The organism is Comamonas sp. A23, from assembly GCF_004522605.1.
Lineage (GTDB): Bacteria > Pseudomonadota > Gammaproteobacteria > Burkholderiales > Burkholderiaceae_C > Comamonas > Comamonas thiooxydans.
The window spans coordinates 241,359-260,934 of sequence record NZ_RSDT01000005.1; the positions used below are offsets into that span (position 1 = coordinate 241,359).

The 19,576-nt window shown below is 63.4% G+C and carries 21 protein-coding genes; 19 read left to right on the forward strand and 2 right to left on the reverse strand.

From position 1 onward, the window contains the following. Window position 1: 1 nt before the first annotated feature. Window positions 2–1,705 carry a sigma-54-dependent Fis family transcriptional regulator gene (locus tag EIC84_RS14060; RefSeq protein ID WP_003066656.1) on the reverse strand — a complete coding sequence of 568 codons (1,704 nt, stop codon included), beginning with the start codon at window positions 1,703–1,705 and terminating at the stop codon, window positions 2–4. 305 nt (window positions 1,706–2,010) lie between these two features. On the opposite strand from EIC84_RS14060, the gene EIC84_RS14065 reads away from it, so the two are divergent. The 10 genes from EIC84_RS14065 (at window position 2,011) to EIC84_RS14110 (ending at window position 9,569) form a co-directional block, all read left to right on the forward strand. Further along, a complete protein-coding gene (locus EIC84_RS14065; protein ID WP_003066655.1) occupies window positions 2,011–2,202 on the forward strand; it encodes a phenol hydroxylase subunit in 192 nt (63 codons plus the stop codon). Between the two features lie 41 nt (window positions 2,203–2,243). Continuing rightward, on the forward strand, window positions 2,244–3,236 hold the full coding sequence (locus EIC84_RS14070) for an aromatic/alkene monooxygenase hydroxylase subunit beta (RefSeq protein WP_003066654.1): 993 nt from the start codon (window positions 2,244–2,246) through the stop codon (window positions 3,234–3,236). An 11-nt stretch (window positions 3,237–3,247) separates the two neighbouring features. Then, entirely contained in the window at window positions 3,248–3,541 is a 294-nt protein-coding gene (locus EIC84_RS14075; RefSeq protein WP_003066653.1) for an MmoB/DmpM family protein, read from the forward strand. 47 nt (window positions 3,542–3,588) lie between these two features. Continuing rightward, the gene (locus EIC84_RS14080; RefSeq protein WP_003066652.1) at window positions 3,589–5,199 is read left to right on the forward strand and encodes an aromatic/alkene/methane monooxygenase hydroxylase/oxygenase subunit alpha; all 1,611 of its coding nucleotides are present in this window, start codon (window positions 3,589–3,591) and stop codon (window positions 5,197–5,199) included. Then, window positions 5,196–5,552 (forward strand): phenol hydroxylase subunit P4, encoded by a 357-nt coding sequence (locus tag EIC84_RS14085; RefSeq protein WP_003066651.1) that lies wholly within the window; start codon window positions 5,196–5,198, stop codon window positions 5,550–5,552. The genes EIC84_RS14080 and EIC84_RS14085 overlap by 4 nt, the downstream gene beginning before the upstream one ends. A gap of 59 nt (window positions 5,553–5,611) precedes the next feature. Further along, the gene (locus tag EIC84_RS14090; protein ID WP_003066650.1) at window positions 5,612–6,685 is read left to right on the forward strand and encodes an NADH:ubiquinone reductase (Na(+)-transporting) subunit F; all 1,074 of its coding nucleotides are present in this window, start codon (window positions 5,612–5,614) and stop codon (window positions 6,683–6,685) included. Window positions 6,686–6,692: 7 nt separating this feature from the next. Then, complete coding sequence (locus EIC84_RS14095; RefSeq protein ID WP_034362344.1) at window positions 6,693–7,058, forward strand: 2Fe-2S iron-sulfur cluster binding domain-containing protein; 366 nt, start codon at window positions 6,693–6,695, stop codon at window positions 7,056–7,058. A gap of 10 nt (window positions 7,059–7,068) precedes the next feature. Further along, complete coding sequence (locus EIC84_RS14100) at window positions 7,069–8,013, forward strand: catechol 2,3-dioxygenase (protein ID WP_003066648.1); 945 nt, start codon at window positions 7,069–7,071, stop codon at window positions 8,011–8,013. A 201-nt stretch (window positions 8,014–8,214) separates the two neighbouring features. Continuing rightward, window positions 8,215–9,105 carry a transporter gene (locus EIC84_RS14105; protein WP_003066647.1) on the forward strand — a complete coding sequence of 297 codons (891 nt, stop codon included), beginning with the start codon at window positions 8,215–8,217 and terminating at the stop codon, window positions 9,103–9,105. Between the two features lie 11 nt (window positions 9,106–9,116). Then, window positions 9,117–9,569: a heme-binding protein gene (locus EIC84_RS14110; protein ID WP_003066646.1), complete on the forward strand. Its 453-nt coding sequence runs from the start codon at window positions 9,117–9,119 to the stop codon at window positions 9,567–9,569. A gap of 28 nt (window positions 9,570–9,597) precedes the next feature. Here the strand turns inward: EIC84_RS14110 and EIC84_RS14115 are convergent, their stop codons facing one another. After that, window positions 9,598–10,494, reverse strand: coding sequence for a LysR substrate-binding domain-containing protein (locus tag EIC84_RS14115; protein ID WP_034362317.1), 897 nt, complete (start codon window positions 10,492–10,494; stop codon window positions 9,598–9,600). A 112-nt stretch (window positions 10,495–10,606) separates the two neighbouring features. Here EIC84_RS14115 and EIC84_RS14120 point away from each other — a divergent pair, with 112 nt between their 5' ends. The 9 genes from EIC84_RS14120 to EIC84_RS14160 all read left to right on the forward strand — a co-directional run bounded on the left by EIC84_RS14120 (window position 10,607) and on the right by EIC84_RS14160 (window position 19,361). Next, window positions 10,607–12,061: a 2-hydroxymuconic semialdehyde dehydrogenase gene (locus EIC84_RS14120; protein ID WP_003066643.1), complete on the forward strand. Its 1,455-nt coding sequence runs from the start codon at window positions 10,607–10,609 to the stop codon at window positions 12,059–12,061. Then, window positions 12,042–12,911, forward strand: coding sequence for an alpha/beta fold hydrolase (locus tag EIC84_RS14125; RefSeq protein WP_003066642.1), 870 nt, complete (start codon window positions 12,042–12,044; stop codon window positions 12,909–12,911). The genes EIC84_RS14120 and EIC84_RS14125 overlap by 20 nt, the downstream gene beginning before the upstream one ends. Before the next feature lie 4 nt (window positions 12,912–12,915). Beyond that, the gene (gene dmpE, locus EIC84_RS14130; RefSeq protein ID WP_003066641.1) at window positions 12,916–13,698 is read left to right on the forward strand and encodes a 2-oxopent-4-enoate hydratase; all 783 of its coding nucleotides are present in this window, start codon (window positions 12,916–12,918) and stop codon (window positions 13,696–13,698) included. 180 nt (window positions 13,699–13,878) lie between these two features. Further along, complete coding sequence (aphF, locus tag EIC84_RS14135; protein ID WP_003066640.1) at window positions 13,879–14,799, forward strand: acetaldehyde dehydrogenase AphF; 921 nt, start codon at window positions 13,879–13,881, stop codon at window positions 14,797–14,799. A 12-nt stretch (window positions 14,800–14,811) separates the two neighbouring features. Next, window positions 14,812–15,849 carry a 4-hydroxy-2-oxovalerate aldolase AphG gene (gene aphG, locus EIC84_RS14140; RefSeq protein WP_003066639.1) on the forward strand — a complete coding sequence of 346 codons (1,038 nt, stop codon included), beginning with the start codon at window positions 14,812–14,814 and terminating at the stop codon, window positions 15,847–15,849. A gap of 76 nt (window positions 15,850–15,925) precedes the next feature. Continuing rightward, a complete protein-coding gene (dmpH, locus tag EIC84_RS14145; protein ID WP_003066638.1) occupies window positions 15,926–16,717 on the forward strand; it encodes a 2-oxo-3-hexenedioate decarboxylase in 792 nt (263 codons plus the stop codon). A gap of 243 nt (window positions 16,718–16,960) precedes the next feature. Further along, window positions 16,961–17,941: a tripartite tricarboxylate transporter substrate binding protein gene (locus EIC84_RS14150; RefSeq protein ID WP_034362315.1), complete on the forward strand. Its 981-nt coding sequence runs from the start codon at window positions 16,961–16,963 to the stop codon at window positions 17,939–17,941. 180 nt (window positions 17,942–18,121) lie between these two features. Next, the gene (locus tag EIC84_RS14155) at window positions 18,122–18,331 is read left to right on the forward strand and encodes a 2-hydroxymuconate tautomerase (protein WP_255432064.1); all 210 of its coding nucleotides are present in this window, start codon (window positions 18,122–18,124) and stop codon (window positions 18,329–18,331) included. A gap of 619 nt (window positions 18,332–18,950) precedes the next feature. Further along, window positions 18,951–19,361, forward strand: coding sequence for a VOC family protein (locus tag EIC84_RS14160; RefSeq protein ID WP_003066632.1), 411 nt, complete (start codon window positions 18,951–18,953; stop codon window positions 19,359–19,361). The last annotated feature ends 215 nt before the right edge of the window (window positions 19,362–19,576 follow it).

The window sequence follows — 19,576 nt, forward strand, 5'->3', positions numbered from 1 at the left end:
TTTACTCCTCGGTGCCTGTGGTGCGTTCGCGGATGCGTGAGAGCCGGTAGCTGAGTTGGGGGCGGGTCATGCCCAGGGCGCGGGCCGCTGCGGCCAGATTGCCGCTGGCGCGGCGCACGGCTTCTTGCAGCAGCCCGTCTTCCAGGGCGTCCAGCGAAAGCCCCTGGTGCTGCATGCTGTCGTACACCCCGGCCGTGTGCAGATCGCCATCTGCGCCGCAGGCCTGGGCCAGATGGCCTTGGTCGTCTATGGTGCTTTGGCCGTTGTCGCTCCACTGGGGGAACAGGCAAGCCACATCGATGGGTTCGCCGGCCGGCGTGAGGATGAGGCCGCGTTCCACCAGGTTCTCCAGCTCGCGCACATTGCCGGGCCAGCTGTGGCCGCGCAGCGCGGTCAGCGCCCGGTCGCTGAAGCCCGGGGCCGGCTTGCCGTGCAAGGCCGAGTATTTCTGCAGCAAATGCATGGCCAGCAGCTCGATATCGTCCACGCGCTCGCGCAGCGCGGGGATGCGTATGGGGTAGACGTTGAGGCGGTAGAGCAGGTCGCGCCGAAAGCGCCCCTGCTCCACGGCTTTTTCCAGGTCCACATTGGTGGCGGCGATCACGCGCACATCGACCTGGGTGCTGCGGTGGCCGCCCAGGCGCTCCACCTCGCCGCTTTGCAGCACGCGCAGCAGCTTGGCCTGGGCGGCCAGGGGCAGCTCGCCCAGCTCGTCCAGCATCAGCGTGCCGCCATGGGCGCGTTCAAAGCGCCCTATGCGCGTGGCCGTGGCGCCGGTGAACGCGCCTTTTTCGGCGCCGAACAGCTCGCTCTCTATCAGGTCGGCGGGCAAGGCCGCGCAGTTCACGGTCACAAAGGGTTTGTCGGCGCGCGGGCTCATGGCATGCAGGGCGCGTGCAAAGCGTTCCTTGCCCACGCCGGTCTCACCCGTGAGCAACACCGTGACCTGGGTGGGAGCAGCCTTGGACAGCAGCTCCAGCGCGGCTTGAAAGGCGCGTGAATGGCCCAGCAAAGGGCCCTGGCTGTCGCAAGGGGCCAGGCCGGTGCGCAAGGCTTCGACCTGGGACTGCAGCTCATCCAGGCGTACCAGCATGGAGTCGGGGTCGTAGTCGCGTGCGATCTGTTCGCCATCGGGCCACTCATGCTGAAACCGGCCCTCTATCAGGCAGTGTGCGTGGCCGCAGGTGGAGCACTGCATTTCCTTGAAAAACACCGGGCGACGGAAGAACGCGCTGGAGTAACCCGAGGCATAGCCCAGCAGCATCCAGCACGAGGGCTGGTCCTGGGGGCCCCATTCACGCAAATGGATTTCCGCTTCCCAGCTGTGTTCCCAGCGCACCACGCATTGAAAGTGGCCCGCCTGCTCATCGGCCTCAAAGATTTCCGGCGTGGCGCGCACCGCACCCTCCAGCCGGTGCAACTGGGGGCCTACGGCAAACATCTCGAACAGGCTGGCCGTGGGCCGTATCTGGCGTGCCAGCAGCGCATCGCGCTCACCTGCGGCATAGCCGGCACGCAGCAGCAGGCGCCGCGTGTGATCGGGGCCCATGGTGTTCATCATTTCGCGGCGCAGGGCGTGAAGAGATGCCAGGTGCAGCAGCAACATGCGCTGGCCCGAGAGCCAGATCAGTCCGTCTTCGGTGGAGAAGCGGACCTGGCTGCGCAAATCGGCATCGGAGGGTAGGGCGGGGGGAGTGTGGGGCATGAGAAAACTATCGATAAAACATCGAATTCTGGCTACGGGATTGACCCGCATCCCCGGCCTTGAGTTGCTGGCGCAATTGATGAATTGCGAACCTTTGCATGGGGTGCTTGATCATTTGATCATGCTGCACTGCAGTAGGCATTGAAGCATTGTGGCTGCTGTCCTAGGGTTTGCCCGGGAATCGCTGATCCCCAGCTTGCTCAAGCACGCACAAATTTAGGGAGTAACCCTAGATTTATCGATATTTTCATGAACTGGCACGGGCTGTGCAACTGCAAAGGCCATAGACCCGCCAGGAGCCTCTCATGGAAACAAGCACTCTCGATCTTCCCGCCTGCGATCTCACGCGCCGCTCGGTGCGCGTGCTGCAAAAGCGCGCCAACGGTTTTGTGGACTTCGAGTTCTCCGTGGGCTGGCCCGAACTCACGGTGGAGCTGGCCATGACAGAGGCCGACTTTGAGGCCTTCTGCCAGGTCCAGAAAGCCAGGCTGCTCTGACCATCACTCACGCATCCCATGACAACACAGGAGACAAGCCCATGAATATCGAGCTTTCGGCGCGCGAGATACAGCCGCTGCGCCATACCTTTGCCCGCGTGGCAGCCTACACGGGAGACAAGCCCGCGTCGCGCTATCTGGAGGCCACGCTGGGCGTGCAGCCCACACACCACTTCCATTACCGGCCGCTGTGGGAGCCGGAGTTCGAGCTGTTCGACACCGGCCGCACAGCGATCCGCATGGCCGACTGGAACGCGCTGCGCGATCCACGTCAGTACTACTACGCCACCTGGACCATGACCCGTGCCAAGCAGCAGGAGGCCGTGGAAGCCAACTACCAGTTTGTGGAGTCGCGCAATCTGGCCGGCAAGATGTCCGATGCCCTGCGCGCCAAGGCCTGCGATGTATTGATGCCGCTGCGCCATGTGGCCTGGGGCGGCAATATGAACAACAGCCAGATCTGCTCACGCGGCTACGGTACGCCCTTCACGGCTGCGGCCATGATGCATGCCATGGACCATCTGGGCGTGGCCCAGTACCTCACGCGCCTGGGCCTGGTCATGGACGAGCCCGGCGTGCTCGAGGCCGGCAAGAACGACTGGATGCAGCACCCGGCCTGGCAGCCGCTGCGCCATCTGGTGGAAGACCTGCTTGTGGTGCAGGACCCCATGGAGCTGTTCGTAGCCCAGAACATGGTGCTCGACGGACTGCTCTATCCCCTGATCTACAACCACTTCGTGGACGAGCATGTCACGGTGCAGGGCGGCACGGCCGTGGCCATGCTTACGGCCTTCATGCCCGAATGGCACACCGAGACCGCACGCTGGATCGATGCCGTGGTCAAGGTGGCTGCAGCCGAATCCGCAGATAACCGCAGCCAGCTGTCGCGCTGGTATCTGAGCTATGCCGACCATGCCGGCGTGGCACTGGCCGCCGTGGCCGAACTGGCCCTGGGTGTGCGTGGTGCAGCCGTGCTCAGCGAAGTCCGCCAAAGCCTGGATGCCCGTGCCCGCAAGGCCGGTCTGGACATCTGAGGAGCAGCGCCATGAGCACATCTGCTAGCACCCCCGTCTCCAAGGTGTTCATCGCCTTTCAGGACAACGAGGAATCGCGCCCCGTGGTGGACGCCATCCTCGCCGACAACACCCACGCCCAGGCCGTGTACTCGCCTGGTCTCGTGAAGATCGACGCCCCCGGCCGCCTGGTCATACGTCGCGCCAGCATTGAAGAGCAGACCGGTCGCCCCTACGAGCTGCAGCAGATCCAGATCAATCTGGTCACGCTGTCCGGCCATGTGGATGAGGACGACGACGAATTCTCCCTGAGCTGGAACCAGTAAGAGCCGCTCACCGAACACCTCCAGACAACGCCATCCAAGGAGACACCATGGACGCACCCGTAATCAAGAAAAAGCTGGGCCTCAAGGACCGCTACACCGCCATGACACGTGGCCTGGGCTGGGAGACCAGCTACCAGCCCATGGACAAGGTCTTCCCCTATGACAAGTTCGAGGGCATCAAGATCCACGACTGGGACAAGTGGGAAGACCCCTTCCGCCTGACCATGGACGCCTACTGGAAGTACCAGGGCGAAAAAGAGAAAAAGCTCTACGCCGTGATCGAGGCCTTTGCCCAGAACAACGGCCAGTTGGGCGTGACCGATGCGCGCTATCTCAACGCGCTCAAGCTGTTCATTCAGGGCGTGGTGCCGCTGGAGTATTACGCCCACCGCGGTTTTGCCCATGCGGGCCGGCATTTCACCGGTGCGGGGGCACGCGTGGCGGCGCAGATGCAGTCCATCGACGAGCTGCGCCACTTCCAGACCGAGACCCATGCGCTGTCCAACTACAACAAGTACTTCAACGGCATGCACAGCTCCAGCCACTGGTTCGACCGGGTCTGGTTTCTGTCGGTGCCCAAGTCCTTTTTTGAAGATGCGCTGAGCGCAGGCCCGTTCGAGTTCCTCACGGCAGTGAGCTTCTCCTTCGAATATGTGCTGACCAATCTGCTGTTCGTGCCCTTCATGTCGGGCGCGGCGCACAACGGCGATCTGTCCACCGTGACCTTTGGCTTCTCGGCGCAAAGCGATGAGTCTCGCCATATGACGCTGGGCATCGAATGCATCAAGTTCATGCTGGAGCAGGACCCGGGCAATGTGCCCATCGTGCAGCGCTGGATCGACAAATGGTTCTGGCGCGGCTACCGCGTGCTGACCCTGGTGGCCATGATGCAGGATTACATGCTGCCCAAGCGCGTGATGAGCTGGAAGGAAGCCTGGGAGATGTATGCCGAGGAAAACGGCGGCGCTCTGTTCCGCGACCTGGCGCGCTACGGCATTCGCGAGCCCGCAGGCTGGAAGCTGGCCTGCGAAGGTAAGGACCACATCAGCCACCAGGCCTGGAACATCTTCTACAACTACACGGCGGCCGCACCTTTTCACACCTGGGTGCCCGGCGAGCAGGAGATGCAGTGGCTGTCCGAAAAATACCCGGACAGCTTTGACAAGCACTACCGTCCCCGCCTGGAGCACTACCGTGCCGAGCAGCAGGCCGGCAAGCGCTTTTACAGCAAGACCCTGCCCATGCTGTGCACCACCTGCCAGATCCCTATGGGCTTCACCGAGCCCGGTGACGCCACCAAGATCTGCTATCGCGAGTCCGACTACGAGGGCAGCAAATACCACTTCTGCAGCGACGGCTGCAAGCATGTCTTCGGCGACGAGCCCGAGAAGTATGTTCAGTCCTGGCTGCCCGTGCACCAGATCTACCAGGGCAACTGCTTCAAGCCCGATGTGGACCCCACGGCCGAAGGTTTTGACCCGCTGGCTGCCGTGCTGGACTGGTACGGCATGAATGTGGGCCGCGACAACATGGACTTTGAGGGATCGGAGGACCAGCGCAATTTTGCGGCCTGGCGCGGCGATCCGCCACCGGCAACCTCAGCCAACAACGCAGCCAGTAAGGCTTCCGCCAACCCCAGCCAGGAGGCCCAGTCATGAGCGTCACCGCACTCAAGCCCTATCGCTTTCCCGCCAAGGATGTGCGCGAGAACTTTCCCGCGCCTCTGCTCTATATCGGCTGGGAAGACCACCTGATGTTCTGCTCGCCCGTGGCCCTGCCGCTGCCGCCCGATATGCCTTTCGGTGCGCTGGCCCAGGCCGTGCTGCCCGATGTCTATGGCGCCCACCCCGACTTTGCACGCATCGACTGGAGCGAGGTGCAGTGGTTCAAGTCGGGCCAGCCCTGGTCGCCCGATGCGTCCAAGTCGCTGGCCGACAACGGCCTGACGCACAAGGATGTGATCCGCTTTCGCACCCCGGGCCTGATCGGCATCCAAGGCTCTTACAGCTAACCACCCTGGCGGTTGCAGCGCTGGCCTGGCCGGCGCTGCAGGAATGAGAGCGAGACGATATGAGCTACCAACTGACCTTAGAACCCCTGGGCGCCTCGATTGAAGTGGAGGAAGGCCAGACCCTGCTGGACGCCGCTCTGCGCCAGGGTATTTACATTCCCCACGCCTGCGGCCACGGCCTGTGCGGCACCTGCAAGGTCCAGGTTTGCGACGGCGAGGTGGACCACGGCGCGGCCAATCCTTTCGCGCTGATGGACATGGAACGCGAGGACGGCATGACGCTGGCCTGCTGTGCCACGCTGCAGTCCGATGCCACCATCGAGGCCGATTTCGAGGACGAGCCCGATGCACAAATCATCCCCGTGCGCGACTTCGCGGCCACAGTGGTGCGCATCGTCGATCTGACGCCCACCATCAAGGCTCTGCACCTGCGCCTGGACCAGTCCATGCGCTACCAGGCTGGCCAGTATGTGCAGCTGCGCATACCCGGTCTGAGCGAGGAGCAGGGCGGCTCGCGCGCTTTTTCCATCGCCAACGCGCCTGGCGCCGATGGCTGCGCCCAGGAAATCGAGCTCAATGTGCGCCTGGTGCCGGGCGGTGCGGGAACGGGCTGGCTGCACGAGCATCTGAGCGAAGGTGACAGCCTGCAGCTGGCCGGGCCCTATGGACGCTTTTTTGTGCGCCATTCGGCACGCCAGCCCATGGTCTTCATGGCTGGGGGCTCGGGGCTTTCCAGCCCACGCGCCATGATTTTGGAGCTGCTGGCCAATGGTTGCGAGCAGCCCATCACTCTGGTCTACGGCCAGCGCTCGCGCGAGGAGCTGTACTACGACGACGAGTTTCGCGTCCTGGCCGCGCAGCACCCGCATTTCACCTACATCCCCGCGATATCGGGCGAGGACTGCGGGGATTGGCAAGGCGCGCGTGGCTTTGTGCACGAGGCTGCGCAAGCCCATTTCCAAGGCGGCTTTGCGGGTTGCAAAGCCTATCTGTGCGGGCCACCACCCATGGTCGAGGCCTGTATTTCCACCCTGATGCAGGGCCGGCTGTTTGAGCGCGACATCTACACCGAGAAATTCCTCTCGGCCGCCGATGCGCAAGGCGCGCGCAGCCCCTTGTTCAAGCGTGTCTGAGGCCGCCATGCCAGCCATGCAAAACGTGCAAGTCAGCGTGGAGCAAACCGGCGATACCTATGCCTGCGGCACCCACGAAAGCTTGCTGAGTGGCATGTTGCGTCTGGGGCGCAAAGGCATTCCGGTGGGCTGCGTCAACGGTGGCTGCGGCGTCTGCAAGGTGCAGGTGCTCGAAGGTGCGGTACGCCATCTGGGCCCCGTGAGCTGTGCCCATGTGAGCGATCTCGAACGCGATCAGGGCTACACCCTGGCCTGCCGTGTAGCCCCGCAGGAGGCCGTGCGCATTGCGGTGGCACAGCGCCTGCACAAACCATTTTTTCTGCGGGCGGCTTCCCCGGCGCCCACAACCCACGACACACCAACAAGCAACTAAGGAGACAAACATGGGTGTAATGCGAATCGGCCACGCCAACTTGCGCGTGATGGACATGGATGCTGCGCTCAAGCACTACGAAAACGTGCTGGGCATGAAGGTCACGCTGCGCGATGCAGCGGGCAATGTCTACCTCAAATGTTGGGACGAGTGGGACAAGTATTCCCTCATCCTCACGCAAAGTGATCGCGCCGGCCTCAACCATGTGGCCTACAAGGTGCAAAACGATGCCGACCTCGACAGCCTGCAGGCACGCATCGAGGCCTGGGGTGTGAAGACCATCATGCTGCCCGAAGGCAGCCAGCCCACGGTGGGCCGCATGCTGCAGTTCAATCTGCCCAGCGGCCATGAGATGCGCCTGTACGCCAAGAAGGAGTGCGTGGGCACGGACGTGGGCTCTCTGAACCCCGACCCTTGGCCCGATGGCCTCAAGGGCGCAGGCGCGCACTGGATTGACCACTGTCTGCTGATGTGCGAGATGAATCCCGAGGCCGGTATCAACACCGTGGAGGACAACACCCGCTTCATGGCAGAGTGCATGGACTTCTTCCTGACCGAGCAGATTCTGGTCGGCCCCGAAGGCAATATGCAGGCCGCGACCTGGATGGCGCGTTCCACCACGCCGCACGACATCGCCTTTGTGGGCGGCCCCACCTCGGGCCTGCACCACATTGCCTTCTTTCTGGACTCCTGGCACGACGTGCTCAAGGCCGCCGACGTCATGGCCAAGAACAAGGTGCGCATCGACGTGGCTCCCACGCGCCACGGCATCACGCGCGGCGAGACGATTTACTTCTTCGACCCCAGCGGCAACCGCAACGAGACCTTTGCCGGCCTGGGCTATCTGGCCCAGCCCGATCGCCCCGTGACCACCTGGAGCGAGGACCGTCTTGGCAGCGGCATTTTCTATCACACGGGTGAGCTCGTGGCGTCATTTACGGATGTGTACACCTGAAAGGGAACACCCCCTGAGGCGCTTTGCGCCTTCCCCCCGCTCTTCGCATCGCAAGCGATGCGGGCAGGGGGACGCTGCCAGCGCTGCGGGGCGGCGCTTGCGCGGCAGCCCTGATATGGGCCGCGCCAGTTTTTGGCGTAGCCCCCTGCACAGCCCCATGGACCCCCGAGACATCTGTGAACCCATAAGAAAGAGATAGAGATGAACCACAAGATTGCATCTGCTGCCCTGGCCCTGCTGGGTACGCTGGCAGCCTCGGCCGTGCAGGCCGAAGGCCATTACGTCCCCGGTGTAGAGGGCATGCAGGGCCCCAGCGTGCCGCCGCCCGGCGTGTACTACCTGGGCTATATGGTGAACTACAGCATCGACGATTTCCGCGCGTCGGGTAGCAGCGACAACCTGCCCGGCCACAACCGTGGAACCGTGACGGCCCTGGCCAACCGTTTTGTCTGGATCACCAACTACAAGCTGCTCGGTGCCGACTACGGCATGGAGGCCATCGTGCCGGTGATGCGTACCTCACTCACGGTGAATGCGGCCGGCATTTCCGATAGCCGTTCGGGCGTGGGCGACGTTTATCTGGGTCCGCTGGTGCTGGGCTGGCATGGCCCGCAGTGGGACGCTGTGGCCGGTGCCGGTATCTGGCTGGATTCGGCCAGCAGCCGCGACCCGGCTTCGCCAGGCAAGGGTTACAAAAGCACCATGCTCACCGGTGGCCTGACCTATTACTTTGACGCTGCCAAGACCATTTCGGCCTCGGGTCTGATGCGTTTTGAGCGCAACGGCAAGAACGATATGGGCTTTCGCAACGGCAACCAGGTGACGCTGGAATGGGGTCTGGGCAAGCATTTTGGTGCCGTGCAAGCCGGCCTGGTGGGTTACAGCCAGTGGCAGATCAGCGATGACAAAGGCCCGGGTGCCACGGGCCTGCATTCCTCGCGCCATGCACTGGGCGCCGAGCTGGTCTACCCGGTGCCGGGTGCAGGCGTGTTCCTCAAGGGCGCGGTCTACAAGGAAGTCAGCGCCACGGCCGGCACGGGGGCCCTGCCCAAGGGTTCGCTGGTGCGCTTCACAGTAGTCAAAGCATTTTGAGGAGGCTTGACATGCTGGACTCACTGATGGTTTCTCAGCCCGTGATCCGCACCGAAGCTGCCTTGCGCGCCGTGGGTGCGGCCATAGCCAAGGCAGTGGAATTGGGCGTGCGTGTCAATGTGGCCGTGGTGGATGCGGCCGGGGTGCAGGCCGCGTTTGTGCGCATGACGGGCGCACCCTTGCACTCCATGGACATCGCCACGGACAAGGCCTATACGGCCGTGAGCTTTGGCCTGCCCACGGGTCAGTGGCATGAGGCCTTGGCCCGGCATTCGCCGGCCGTGCGCCAGGGCCTGGTCCTGCGACCGCGTTTTGTGGGCTTTGGCGGTGGGCGGCCCATTGTGGTGGAGGGCGCGCGCGTTGGCGGCATCGGGGTGTCTGGCGGCAGCGAGCAGCAGGACGAGATCATTGCCGAGGCCGGCCTGCAGGCCCTGGGCCTGGTCGAGGACCAGCAAGGTGGCTAAAACCTGGCGCCTGCCTGCCCCTCCAGGCCTAGGTTATGCCCTGGCCCGCAAAGGTGCGCACCACGTCCAAAAAGGCCGCCAGCACCGGCGATGCATCGTCGCTGCGGTACAGGCAGCTGAGCTCGATGTCACGCAAGTGGCGCGAGTGCAGCGGCCGGTATTCCACGCCGGGCAGACGCAGGCTGGTGGCCGAACGCGTGGTGATGCAGGCGCCAAAACCGCCTGCCACCAAAGCCACGCAGGTCAGCACATCTTCCACCGACTGGGCTACGTTCAGACGCAGGCCCTCGCGGTGGAAGGCATTGCTGACTTCCTGGGCCAGGCCATGCAAAGAGAGATTGGGGTAGAGGATCATGGGCTCGTTGTCGAGCTCGGACAGTGCGACCTCGTCGTGCTCGCACAGCCTGTGCGTGGCCGGCAGGCCCACGACCAGGGCTTCCTTGAGCACGGTCTGCACGCCTATGCCAGGTTCTGCAGGCACCAGCCGGTTGAAGCCAATGGTGATTCTGCGTTCGCGCAGCGCCTGCAGTTGCTCGTCCTTGGTCTGGTTGTGCAGCGCTATGCGCACCTCGGGCCTGGCCTGGTGAAACGCCGCCAGCAGGCGCGGAATCACGTCCAGCACGCCGGAGCCAAAAATGCCCACGTCCAGCTGGCCAGTCAGTCCCTGACCGGCTCTTTGCGTGCGCTCGCGGGCGCGCTCGGCCAGCGACAGGATGTTGGGCACCTCGTCCAGCAGGGTCTGGCCTGCCGCCGTCAGCTCCACGCCCTTGGGCGTGCGCACAAACAACTCGGTGCCCAGCTCCTCTTCGATGGCACGTATCTGCCGCGTCAGCGGTGGCTGGGCCATGTGAAGCCGGGCCGCGGCCCGGCCGAAATTCAGCTCCTCTGCCAGCGCCAGAAAGTACCTCATCTGCCTCAAGTCCACGGGGTAGCTCCTTAATACCTTATAGGTATTGATTTTGGAAAATTCAGTATTGGACAGTATTGAACACCGAATTTATCGTTGCTGCAAAAGCATGCGTGACAGGAAGAAAACCATGAAAGACATCCAGAACTTCATCAACGGTGCCTACGTTTCCACGGGGCGCAGCTTCGACAAGCACTCACCGCTCACGGGCCAGGTGATTGCCAAGGTGCATGAGGCCGGCCGCAGCGAAGTCGATGCCGCCGTGGCTGCAGCGCGCACTGCGTTGAATGGACCCTGGGGCCGTATGAGCGTGGCCGAGCGCGTGGAAAAACTCTATGCCGTGGCCGATGGCATCAACCGCCGCTTCGAGGAGTTTCTGGCCGCCGAATGTGCGGACACGGGCAAGCCGCGCAGTGTGGCCAGCCATATCGACATTCCGCGTGGTGCGGCCAACTTCAAGATCTTTGCCGACGTGGTCAAGAACGTGCCCACGGAGTTCTTCGAAATGGCCACGCCGGACGGGCGCGGTGCGATCAACTACGGCCACCGTGGCCCGGTGGGCGTGGTGGGCGTGATCTGCCCCTGGAATCTGCCCCTGCTGCTGATGACCTGGAAGGTCGGCCCAGCCCTGGCCTGCGGCAACACCGTGGTGGTCAAGCCTTCCGAAGAATCGCCCCAGACTGCAGCCCTGCTGGGCGAGGTCATGAACGAGGCTGGCATTCCGCCCGGTGTCTACAACGTGGTCCATGGTTTCGGCCCCGATTCGGCCGGCGAGTTCGTCACCAGCCATCCCGGCGTGGATGCCATCACCTTCACCGGCGAGACGCGCACTGGCGAGGCCATCATGAAGGCTGCGGCCAAGGGAGCACGCCCCGTGAGCCTGGAGATGGGGGGCAAGAACGCCGCTATCGTCTTTGCCGACTGCGATTTCGACGCGGCTATCGAAGGCACGTTGCGCTCGGCCTTTGTCAACAGCGGCCAGGTCTGCCTGGGCACGGAGCGCGTCTATGTGGAGCGCCCGATTTACGAACGCTTTGTGGCCGCGCTGAAGCAGCAGATCGAGGGTTGGAAGATCGGCATGCCCGAAGACGACGACACCAAGCTGGGCCCGCTGATCAGCAAGGAGCATCAGGCCAAGGTGCTGTCGTATTACCAACTGGCGGTGCAGGAAGGCGCCACCGTGGTCACCGGCGGCGGCGTGCCCGACCTAGGCGCCCAGTATGCGGACGGCGCCTGGGTGCAGCCCACGATCTGGACCGGCCTGCCCGAGACGGCACGCGTCATCAAGGAAGAGATCTTTGGTCCCTGCTGCCATATCGCCCCCTTCGATACCGAAGAAGAGGTGCTGACCAAGGCCAATGACAACGTCTACGGCCTGGCCAGCGCCGTCTGGACGCAAGACCTGGCCCGCGCACACCGCGTGGCCCAGCGCATGCATGTGGGCATTTCCTGGGTCAACAGCTGGTTTCTGCGCGATCTGCGCACGCCTTTTGGCGGTGCCAAGCAATCGGGCATCGGCCGCGAAGGCGGTGTGCATTCGCTGGAGTTCTACACGGAGCTGAAGAATGTCTGCATCAAACTCTGAGCGAAATCCGGAGCTGGCGCAGTCCATCGCCGCCGCTGGCATTCGTACCAATTACCACGACCTGGGCAGCGGTCATCCCGTGCTGCTGATCCACGGCTCGGGTCCGGGTGTTTCGGCCTGGGCCAATTGGCGGCTGGTGATGCCTGCGCTGGCCGAGCGTGCGCGCGTGATCGCGCCTGACATGGCGGGCTTCGGCTACAGCGAACGACCCGATGGCTTTGCCTATGGCATGGACGCCTGGGTCGAACAGGCCGTGGGCCTGCTCAATGCGCTGGGAATCGCCCAGGCTGATCTTGTGGGCAATTCGTTCGGCGGAGGCCTTGCGCTGGCACTGGCGATCCGCCATCCCGAGCGCGTGCGCCGCCTTGTGCTCATGGGCAGTGTGGGCGTTCCGTTCGAGCTCACGCCGGGGCTGGACGCAGTCTGGGGCTACGAGCCGTCCATAGACGCCATGCGCCAGTTGCTGGATATCTTTGCCTACGACCGGAGCATCGTGAGCGACGAGCTGGCGCGCCTGCGCTACGAGGCCAGCATCCGGCCCGGCTTTCACGAATCGTTCTCGGCCATGTTTCCCGCACCGCGCCAGCGCTGGGTCGATGCGCTGGCGAGCCGCGAAGAAGACATCCGCCGCATTCCGCATGAAACGCTGATCGTGCATGGCCGCGAGGACCGCGTGATCCCGCTGGCCAACTCGATCACCTTGTCTGACTGGATTGCGCGATCGCAACTGCACGTCTATGGCCATTGCGGGCACTGGACGCAGATTGAGCACAGCGCCCGTTTTGCACGCCTGGTAGCCGATTTCCTGGCCGAAGCCGACGCTGATGAACCCCATCCCTTAGCCGATTGAACCTATGAACACCGAACTGCAAGAAAAGCTGGGCGACGAGCTGTACGAGGCACTGTCGCAGCGTCGGGTGCTCGAACCATTGAGGACCCGCTACCCCGATATCGGCATCGCGGATGCCTACGCGGTGCAGCAGCACATGCTCGCGCGGCGCATTGCTGGGGGTGAGCGCGTGGTTGGCAAGAAGATAGGCGTGACCTCCAAGGCCGTGATGGACATGCTGGGCGTGTTCCAGCCCGACTTTGGCTGGCTCACCGATGGCATGGTCTTCAACGAGGGTGAGGCCGTATCGGCGAGCAGCCTGATACAGCCCAAGGCCGAGGGCGAGATCGCCTTTTTGCTCAAAAAAACGCTCCAGGGTCCGGGCGTGACGGCAGCCGATGTGCTGGCCGCCACCGAGGGGGTGATGGCCTGTTTCGAGATCGTCGACTCCCGCATCCGCGACTGGAAGATCAAGATCCAGGACACGGTGGCCGACAACGCCAGCTGCGGCGTCTTTGTGCTGGGCGATCGCCTGGTCGACCCGCGCGATGTGGACCTGGCCACCTGCGGCATGGTGCTGGAGAAAAACGGCGAGATCGTGGCCACGGGCGCGGGCGCTGCCGCCCTGGGCCATCCGGCCAATGCCGTGGCCTGGCTGGCCAACACCCTGGGCGCTCACGGCATTGCGCTGGAGGCCGGGGAGGTAGTGCTTTCCGGCTCGCTGGCCGCCATGGTGCCGGTCAAGGCCGGGGACAACCTGCGCGTGACCATAGGTGGAATAGGTAGTTGTTCTGTGAGGTTTGTTTAAGCGTCAAACCAGCCCCCAGGTCGCATGACCGGGAGCGTTCCAAGGTCAGGGACAGAGAGCAAGGGCCTAGGCGGCCCCGCCGCCCCGCAGCGAGGCTGTCGTCCCCCTTCCGCGAAGCGAGAGAGGGGGAAGGCGCGCAGCGACTCAGGGGGTGTTATTTCAAAACTGGAGACAAAAGAGATGAAAAAAATCAAATGCGCGCTGATCGGGCCGGGCAATATCGGCACCGACCTATTGGCCAAGCTGCAGCGCAGCCCCGTGCTGGAGCCGGTGTGGATGGTGGGCATAGACCCCGATTCGGATGGTTTGAAGCGGGCGCGTGAAATGGGCATCAAGACCACGGCTGAGGGCGTGGATGGACTGCTGCCGCATATGCACGCCGATGGCGTGCAAATCGTGTTCGACGCCACCAGCGCCTATGTGCATGCAGAGAACTCGCGCAAGGTCAACGAGCAGGGCGCGCTGATGATTGACCTCACGCCGGCGGCCATAGGCCCTTTCTGCGTGCCCCCGGTCAACCTGATGCAGCACCTGGGCAGCGGCGCCATGAATGTGAACATGGTCACCTGCGGGGGGCAGGCCACCATCCCCATGGTGGCGGCGGTGAGCCGTGTTCAGGCCGTGGCCTATGGCGAGATCGTGGCCACCGTGTCCTCCAAGTCCGTGGGACCGGGCACGCGCAAGAACATTGACGAATTCACGCGCACCACGGCAGGTGCGGTGGAGAAGGTAGGCGGTGCCAAGAAAGGCAAGGCCATCATCGTCATCAACCCGGCCGAACCCCCTTTGATGATGCGCGACACCGTGCACTGCCTGACCGAGGACGAGCCCGACCAGGCCGCCATCACCGCCTCCATCCACCAGATGCTGGCCGAGGTGCAGAAATACGTGCCCGGTTACCGCCTGGTCAACGGCCCGGTGTTTGACGGCAAGCGCGTCTCCGTCTTCCTCGAGGTCGAAGGCCTTGGCGACTACCTGCCCAAGTACGCGGGCAATCTGGACATCATGACCGCCGCCGCCGCGCGCACGGCCGAGATGTTCGCCGAACAAATGCTGGCCGGCAAGCTCACGCTCGCACCCATGGCCCCCGTAGCCGCCTGAAGGAGAGGCAACATGGAACTCAAAGGCAAGAAGATCACCGTCCACGACATGACGCTGCGTGACGGCATGCACCCCAAGCGCCATCTGATGACGCTGGAACAGATGAAGAGCGTGGCTCAGGGCCTGGATGCGGCCGGCGTGCCGCTGATCGAGGTCACGCACGGCGACGGCCTGGGCGGAGCCTCGGTGAACTACGGCTTTCCCGCGCACAGCGACGAGGAATACCTGTCCACCGTGATCCCGCTGATGAAGCAGGCCAAGGTCTCGGCCCTGCTGCTGCCCGGCATAGGCACCGTGGACCACCTGCAGATGGCGCATGAGTTGGGCGTGTCCACCATCCGCGTGGCCACGCATTGCACCGAGGCCGATGTGAGCGAGCAGCACATCACGGCCGCACGCAAGCTGGGCATGGACACCGTGGGCTTTTTGATGATGGCGCATATGAACAGCGCCGAAGGTCTGGTCAAGCAGGCCAAGCTGATGGAAGGCTATGGCGCCAACTGCGTCTATGTGACCGACTCGGCAGGTTATCTGCTGCCCGACCAGGTCAAGGAACGCATTGCCGTCGTGCGCGCTGCGCTCAAGCCCGAGACTGAGCTGGGCTTTCACGGCCACCACAACCTGGCCATGGGCGTGGCGAATTCCATCGCCGCCGTGGAAGCTGGCGCCAACCGCATCGATGCGGCGGCCGCAGGCCTGGGCGCCGGTGCGGGCAACACCCCCATGGAAGTGCTGGTGGCCGTGTGCGAGCGCATGGGAATTGAGACCGGCGTCGATGTCTGGAAGATTCAGGATGTGGCCGAAGACCTGGTCGTGCCGCTGATGGATTTCCCCATTCGCGTGGACCGCGATGCGCTGACCCTGGGCTATGCGGGCGTGTACGGCAGCTTTTTGCTGTTCGCCAAGCGGGCCGAGAAGAAGTACGGCATTCCGGCGCGTGATCTGCTGGTCGAGCTGGGCCGGCGCGGCATGGTCGGCGGCCAGGAAGACATGATCGAAGACACGGCGCTGACCATGGCGCGTGCGCGCGGGATCAAGGTCGCAGCATGAAGCGCCGAGCCCTGCTCAATGCATCGGCGGCCTGAGGCCTTGCCCGCCCACTCATTTTCAATATTCGGAGCACCACATGGCACTTTACCCCGCAACCATTGAACAACTGGCCGAGCATTTGGAGACCTGCGAACTGCAGGCCCACGATACCTTGAAGATCACCGACGCCCATCCCGATATGGACTGGGACGATGCCTACGCCATTCAGGCCGCCATCCTGGCGCGCAAGCTGGCGCGCGGCGCGCGCGTGGTGGGCCTCAAGGCCGGGCTGACCTCGCACGCCAAGATGAAGCAAATGGGCGTCACCGACCCAGTGTTCGGCTTTCTGGTGGACTACTTCAGTGTGCCTGATGGCGGCACGGTCAAGATCTCGGAGCTGATCCACCCCAAGGTGGAGCCCGAGATCGCCTTTGTGCTCAAGCATGCACTCAAAGGGCCTGGCTGCCACATCGGCGCCGTGTTGGCAGCCACCGACTTTGTGATGCCCGGCATCGAGGTCATTGACAGCCGCTACCGCGACTTCAAGTTCGACCTCAAGAGCGTGGTGGCCGACAACACCTCGGCCGCGCGCTTTGTGGTCGGTGGCCAGCCCCTGCGCCCCGACGCCGTGGACCTGCGCACCGTTGGCCTGGTGCTGGAGAAAAACGGCCAGCCCGTGGCCATGGGGGCCGGTGCGGCGGTGCTGGGCCACCCGGCTGCGGCCATTGCCATGCTGGCCAACCACCTGGGCCGGCGTGGCCAGGAAATTCCGGCGGGCAGCCTGATTTTGTCGGGCGGCGCTACCGAGGCCGTGGCCGTGGCCGCTGGCGACCATGTGTGTTTGCGCGTGCAGGGGATGGGCAGCACCTCGATTCAGTTCGCCCCCTAAGTCGCTTCGCATCTTCCCTCTCTCTCTTGGGGGGGGGAAGATGCCCTCGCTACGGGGCGGCCCTTGCTCGGCCTCCCAGGCCTGAGCCGCGCCGGGCTTGTGAAGCAGGAGGGCGCTTGAACCCGCCCCACAACGGGAAGGCAGCGCTTCAGGCAAGGGGTTGCAACAGCACTAAGAGTTGTCTTGGCGCCTCCAAATGATGCGCACCATCAAGTTTTTTCAGAACGACAACGGAGACAAGCAATGCACAGAAGAGAGTTGATGACAGCGGTCGCCATGGCTGCCATGGCCATGGGCCTGCCCGGGCGCGCCCTGGCGCAGGCCGGCTATCCCACGCGCCCGGTGCGCATGATCGTGCCGTTTCCTGCGGGCGGCCCCACGGACGTCATGGGCCGCGCGGCTGCCAAGGCCATGTCCGACAAGCTGGGCCAGCCCTTTGTGGTGGAAAACAAGGCTGGGGCCGGCGGCAATATCGGCACGGACGCCGTGGCCAAGGCCGCAACTGACGGCTACACCATAGGGCTCACAGCCATCAGCAGCCTGGCCATTGCGCCCCACCTGTACAACAGCGTGCCTTTTGATGTGGAGAAGGACTTGCGCCCCATCTCCCTGGTCGGCACCACGCCTTGCGCGCTGGTGATCAACCCGGGCGCGCCGTTCTCCGACCTCAAGGGCATGGTGGCCTATGCCAAGGCCAATCCCGGCAAGGTGAATTACGCGACCTCGGGCATTGGCACCAGCAACCATCTGGCGGCCGAATTGCTGCAGTCTGTGGCCGGAATCCAGCTGACCAATGTGCCCTACAAGGGCTCGAGCCAGATCGTGCCCGATCTGCTGTCGGGCACAGTAATGATGAGCATGGAAAGCTCGCTGGCCACGACCTTGCAGCACATCAAGGCTGGCAAGCTGCGGGCCATTGCCGTGACCTCGCCCCAGCGTTCCAAGGCCTTGCCCGATGTGCCCACGGTGGCCGAGTCGGGCTACCCCGGCTTCGAGGTCGAGACCTGGTTCGGCCTGGTCGCACCGGCCGCCACGCCCCAGGCCGTGATCACCAAGCTGCAGCAGGCGTGGGAGGTCGGAGCCAAGACGGGCGAGGTACAGCAGGCCTTTGACAACATCTCGGGCAATCTGCGCGTCAACACGCCGCAGCAGTTCGCCGATTTCATTCGCGCTGAGAACAAGCGCTGGGGAGACTTGATTCGCAAGTTGGGGATAAAAGCTTAACCCCCCTGAGTCGCCTGAGGCGCCTTCCCCCCAGGGGACGACGCCTTCGCCGCGAGGCGGCTCTTGCTTTGCGTCTCTGAGTTGGGCTCTGCCGGTTTTTTGGCGCTGCGCCTCTTGACTTGCCGCCTCGCCCCTTCGGGGAGAGGGGGCAAGTCAGCGCCGCGCAATCGATAACGACTGATAGAAAAAGGAAGTTCTATGCCATTCGCACAAATCTACATGATTGAAGGCCGCAGCGAGGAACAGAAAAAGGCGGTGATCGAAAAGGTTACCCAGGCCCTGGTCGAGGCCGTTGACGCTCCCACCGCCAATGTGCGGGTCTGGATACACGATGTGCCCAAGGAGAACTGGGGCATTGCCGGCGTCAGTGCCAAAGAGCTGGGACGCTGACCGGGCGGAGGCTCTACCTCTCTTGATCGTCTCGGTCTTAAATTCTTCAGGGTAGATCGACCAGAGTCTGTAGATGGTTCAAAGCCTCCTATTTCCGTTTCAGTAGGAGCACTTGGATGTACGGTCCCGGGAAGTCATGGTGCATTTTTCAGACTGGAGCAGCAGAAAGCACTATGGCAATCCGCCCGTATGGCAGCGCCCGCACAACGCTGCGTAGCTGTCGGCGTCAATGTTCGGATGGCCGTTATGGAGCGGTGACCGATAGGTAGCGATGCGGCTACGAACAGCGGCAATCGCTGCACAGCAGTAGATCAACGAGGTTTGAGCGGCTGCAACCGGTCGATAGCTGCCTTGGAACATTAGCGACTCTCGGTTGCGGCCACCGTCAGCCTGCGACCTGAACGACGGCTAACGCAGTTGGCTGACACTGGTGCTGCTGGATATGATGTATCAATAGCTTGTTCTCCCGCTTCGAGGCTGGGAAGCTGTGGTGGCCACGCCAGCGCCACTCTGGGCAGGAAGACGGCCTCACATGCAGCATGCAGCTTCTGGACGAACTGTTGGCGTCGCTCGCCAACGCCTGAAGATTCCCTCTCAACACAGACCTTGAAAGTCTCAAATGTCCAAGAAAATCTTCGTCAACCTGCCCGTCGCTGACTTGCCGAAGGCCCAGTCCTTCTATGAAGCAATCGGCGCCGTCAACAACCCGCAGTTCAGCGATAACACCGCCGCCTGCATGGTCGTCTCCGACAGCATCTACGTGATGCTGCTCACCCACCCGAAGTGGGCTACGTTCACCCAAAAGCCCATCGTCGATGCCCATGCTGCCAGCGAAGTCATGTTGTGCCTGAGCGCCGACGACCGCACGGCGGTCGACCGCATGGTTGAGGCCGCTTCCGCTCACGGCGGCAAGGCGGACGTGAACCCCTTGCAAGACCACGGCTTCATGTATGGCCGCAGCTTCGAGGACGTAGACGGCCACATCTGGGAAATCATGTTTATGGACATGAGCCAGATGCCTCAAGGCTGACGCAACCTTGACCATTGGCAACGCCATAGACGTCTTCTAGCGCTGCCTGCGCGGCAATGTGCTGGCCACCAGCTCAGGCCGGTAGCACTGGTTTGCGGACTTCGCTGACAGCCGGCTTCTCCGGCTGGGATCGCATATCGGGGTGTCCGCTTCGTGGCATATCCGAGCACTCACACTATCGACCAGAGGCAGTCACTCGGTGCTGAACTCCATGA

Bases quoted from the DNA above. Each gene is read 5' to 3' on its own strand.
- EIC84_RS14060 (WP_003066656.1), bottom strand. From the start codon at position 1,705: ATGCCCCACACTCCCCCCGCCCTACCCTCCGATGCCGATTTGCGCAGC.
- EIC84_RS14065 (WP_003066655.1), top strand. From the start codon at position 2,011: ATGGAAACAAGCACTCTCGATCTTCCCGCCTGCGATCTCACGCGCCGC.
- EIC84_RS14070 (WP_003066654.1), top strand. From the start codon at position 2,244: ATGAATATCGAGCTTTCGGCGCGCGAGATACAGCCGCTGCGCCATACC.
- EIC84_RS14075 (WP_003066653.1), top strand. From the start codon at position 3,248: ATGAGCACATCTGCTAGCACCCCCGTCTCCAAGGTGTTCATCGCCTTT.
- EIC84_RS14080 (WP_003066652.1), top strand. From the start codon at position 3,589: ATGGACGCACCCGTAATCAAGAAAAAGCTGGGCCTCAAGGACCGCTAC.
- EIC84_RS14085 (WP_003066651.1), top strand. From the start codon at position 5,196: ATGAGCGTCACCGCACTCAAGCCCTATCGCTTTCCCGCCAAGGATGTG.
- EIC84_RS14090 (WP_003066650.1), top strand. From the start codon at position 5,612: ATGAGCTACCAACTGACCTTAGAACCCCTGGGCGCCTCGATTGAAGTG.
- EIC84_RS14095 (WP_034362344.1), top strand. From the start codon at position 6,693: ATGCCAGCCATGCAAAACGTGCAAGTCAGCGTGGAGCAAACCGGCGAT.
- EIC84_RS14100 (WP_003066648.1), top strand. From the start codon at position 7,069: ATGGGTGTAATGCGAATCGGCCACGCCAACTTGCGCGTGATGGACATG.
- EIC84_RS14105 (WP_003066647.1), top strand. From the start codon at position 8,215: ATGAACCACAAGATTGCATCTGCTGCCCTGGCCCTGCTGGGTACGCTG.
- EIC84_RS14110 (WP_003066646.1), top strand. From the start codon at position 9,117: ATGCTGGACTCACTGATGGTTTCTCAGCCCGTGATCCGCACCGAAGCT.
- EIC84_RS14120 (WP_003066643.1), top strand. From the start codon at position 10,607: ATGAAAGACATCCAGAACTTCATCAACGGTGCCTACGTTTCCACGGGG.
- EIC84_RS14125 (WP_003066642.1), top strand. From the start codon at position 12,042: ATGTCTGCATCAAACTCTGAGCGAAATCCGGAGCTGGCGCAGTCCATC.
- dmpE (WP_003066641.1), top strand. From the start codon at position 12,916: ATGAACACCGAACTGCAAGAAAAGCTGGGCGACGAGCTGTACGAGGCA.
- aphF (WP_003066640.1), top strand. From the start codon at position 13,879: ATGAAAAAAATCAAATGCGCGCTGATCGGGCCGGGCAATATCGGCACC.
- aphG (WP_003066639.1), top strand. From the start codon at position 14,812: ATGGAACTCAAAGGCAAGAAGATCACCGTCCACGACATGACGCTGCGT.
- dmpH (WP_003066638.1), top strand. From the start codon at position 15,926: ATGGCACTTTACCCCGCAACCATTGAACAACTGGCCGAGCATTTGGAG.
- EIC84_RS14150 (WP_034362315.1), top strand. From the start codon at position 16,961: ATGCACAGAAGAGAGTTGATGACAGCGGTCGCCATGGCTGCCATGGCC.
- EIC84_RS14160 (WP_003066632.1), top strand. From the start codon at position 18,951: ATGTCCAAGAAAATCTTCGTCAACCTGCCCGTCGCTGACTTGCCGAAG.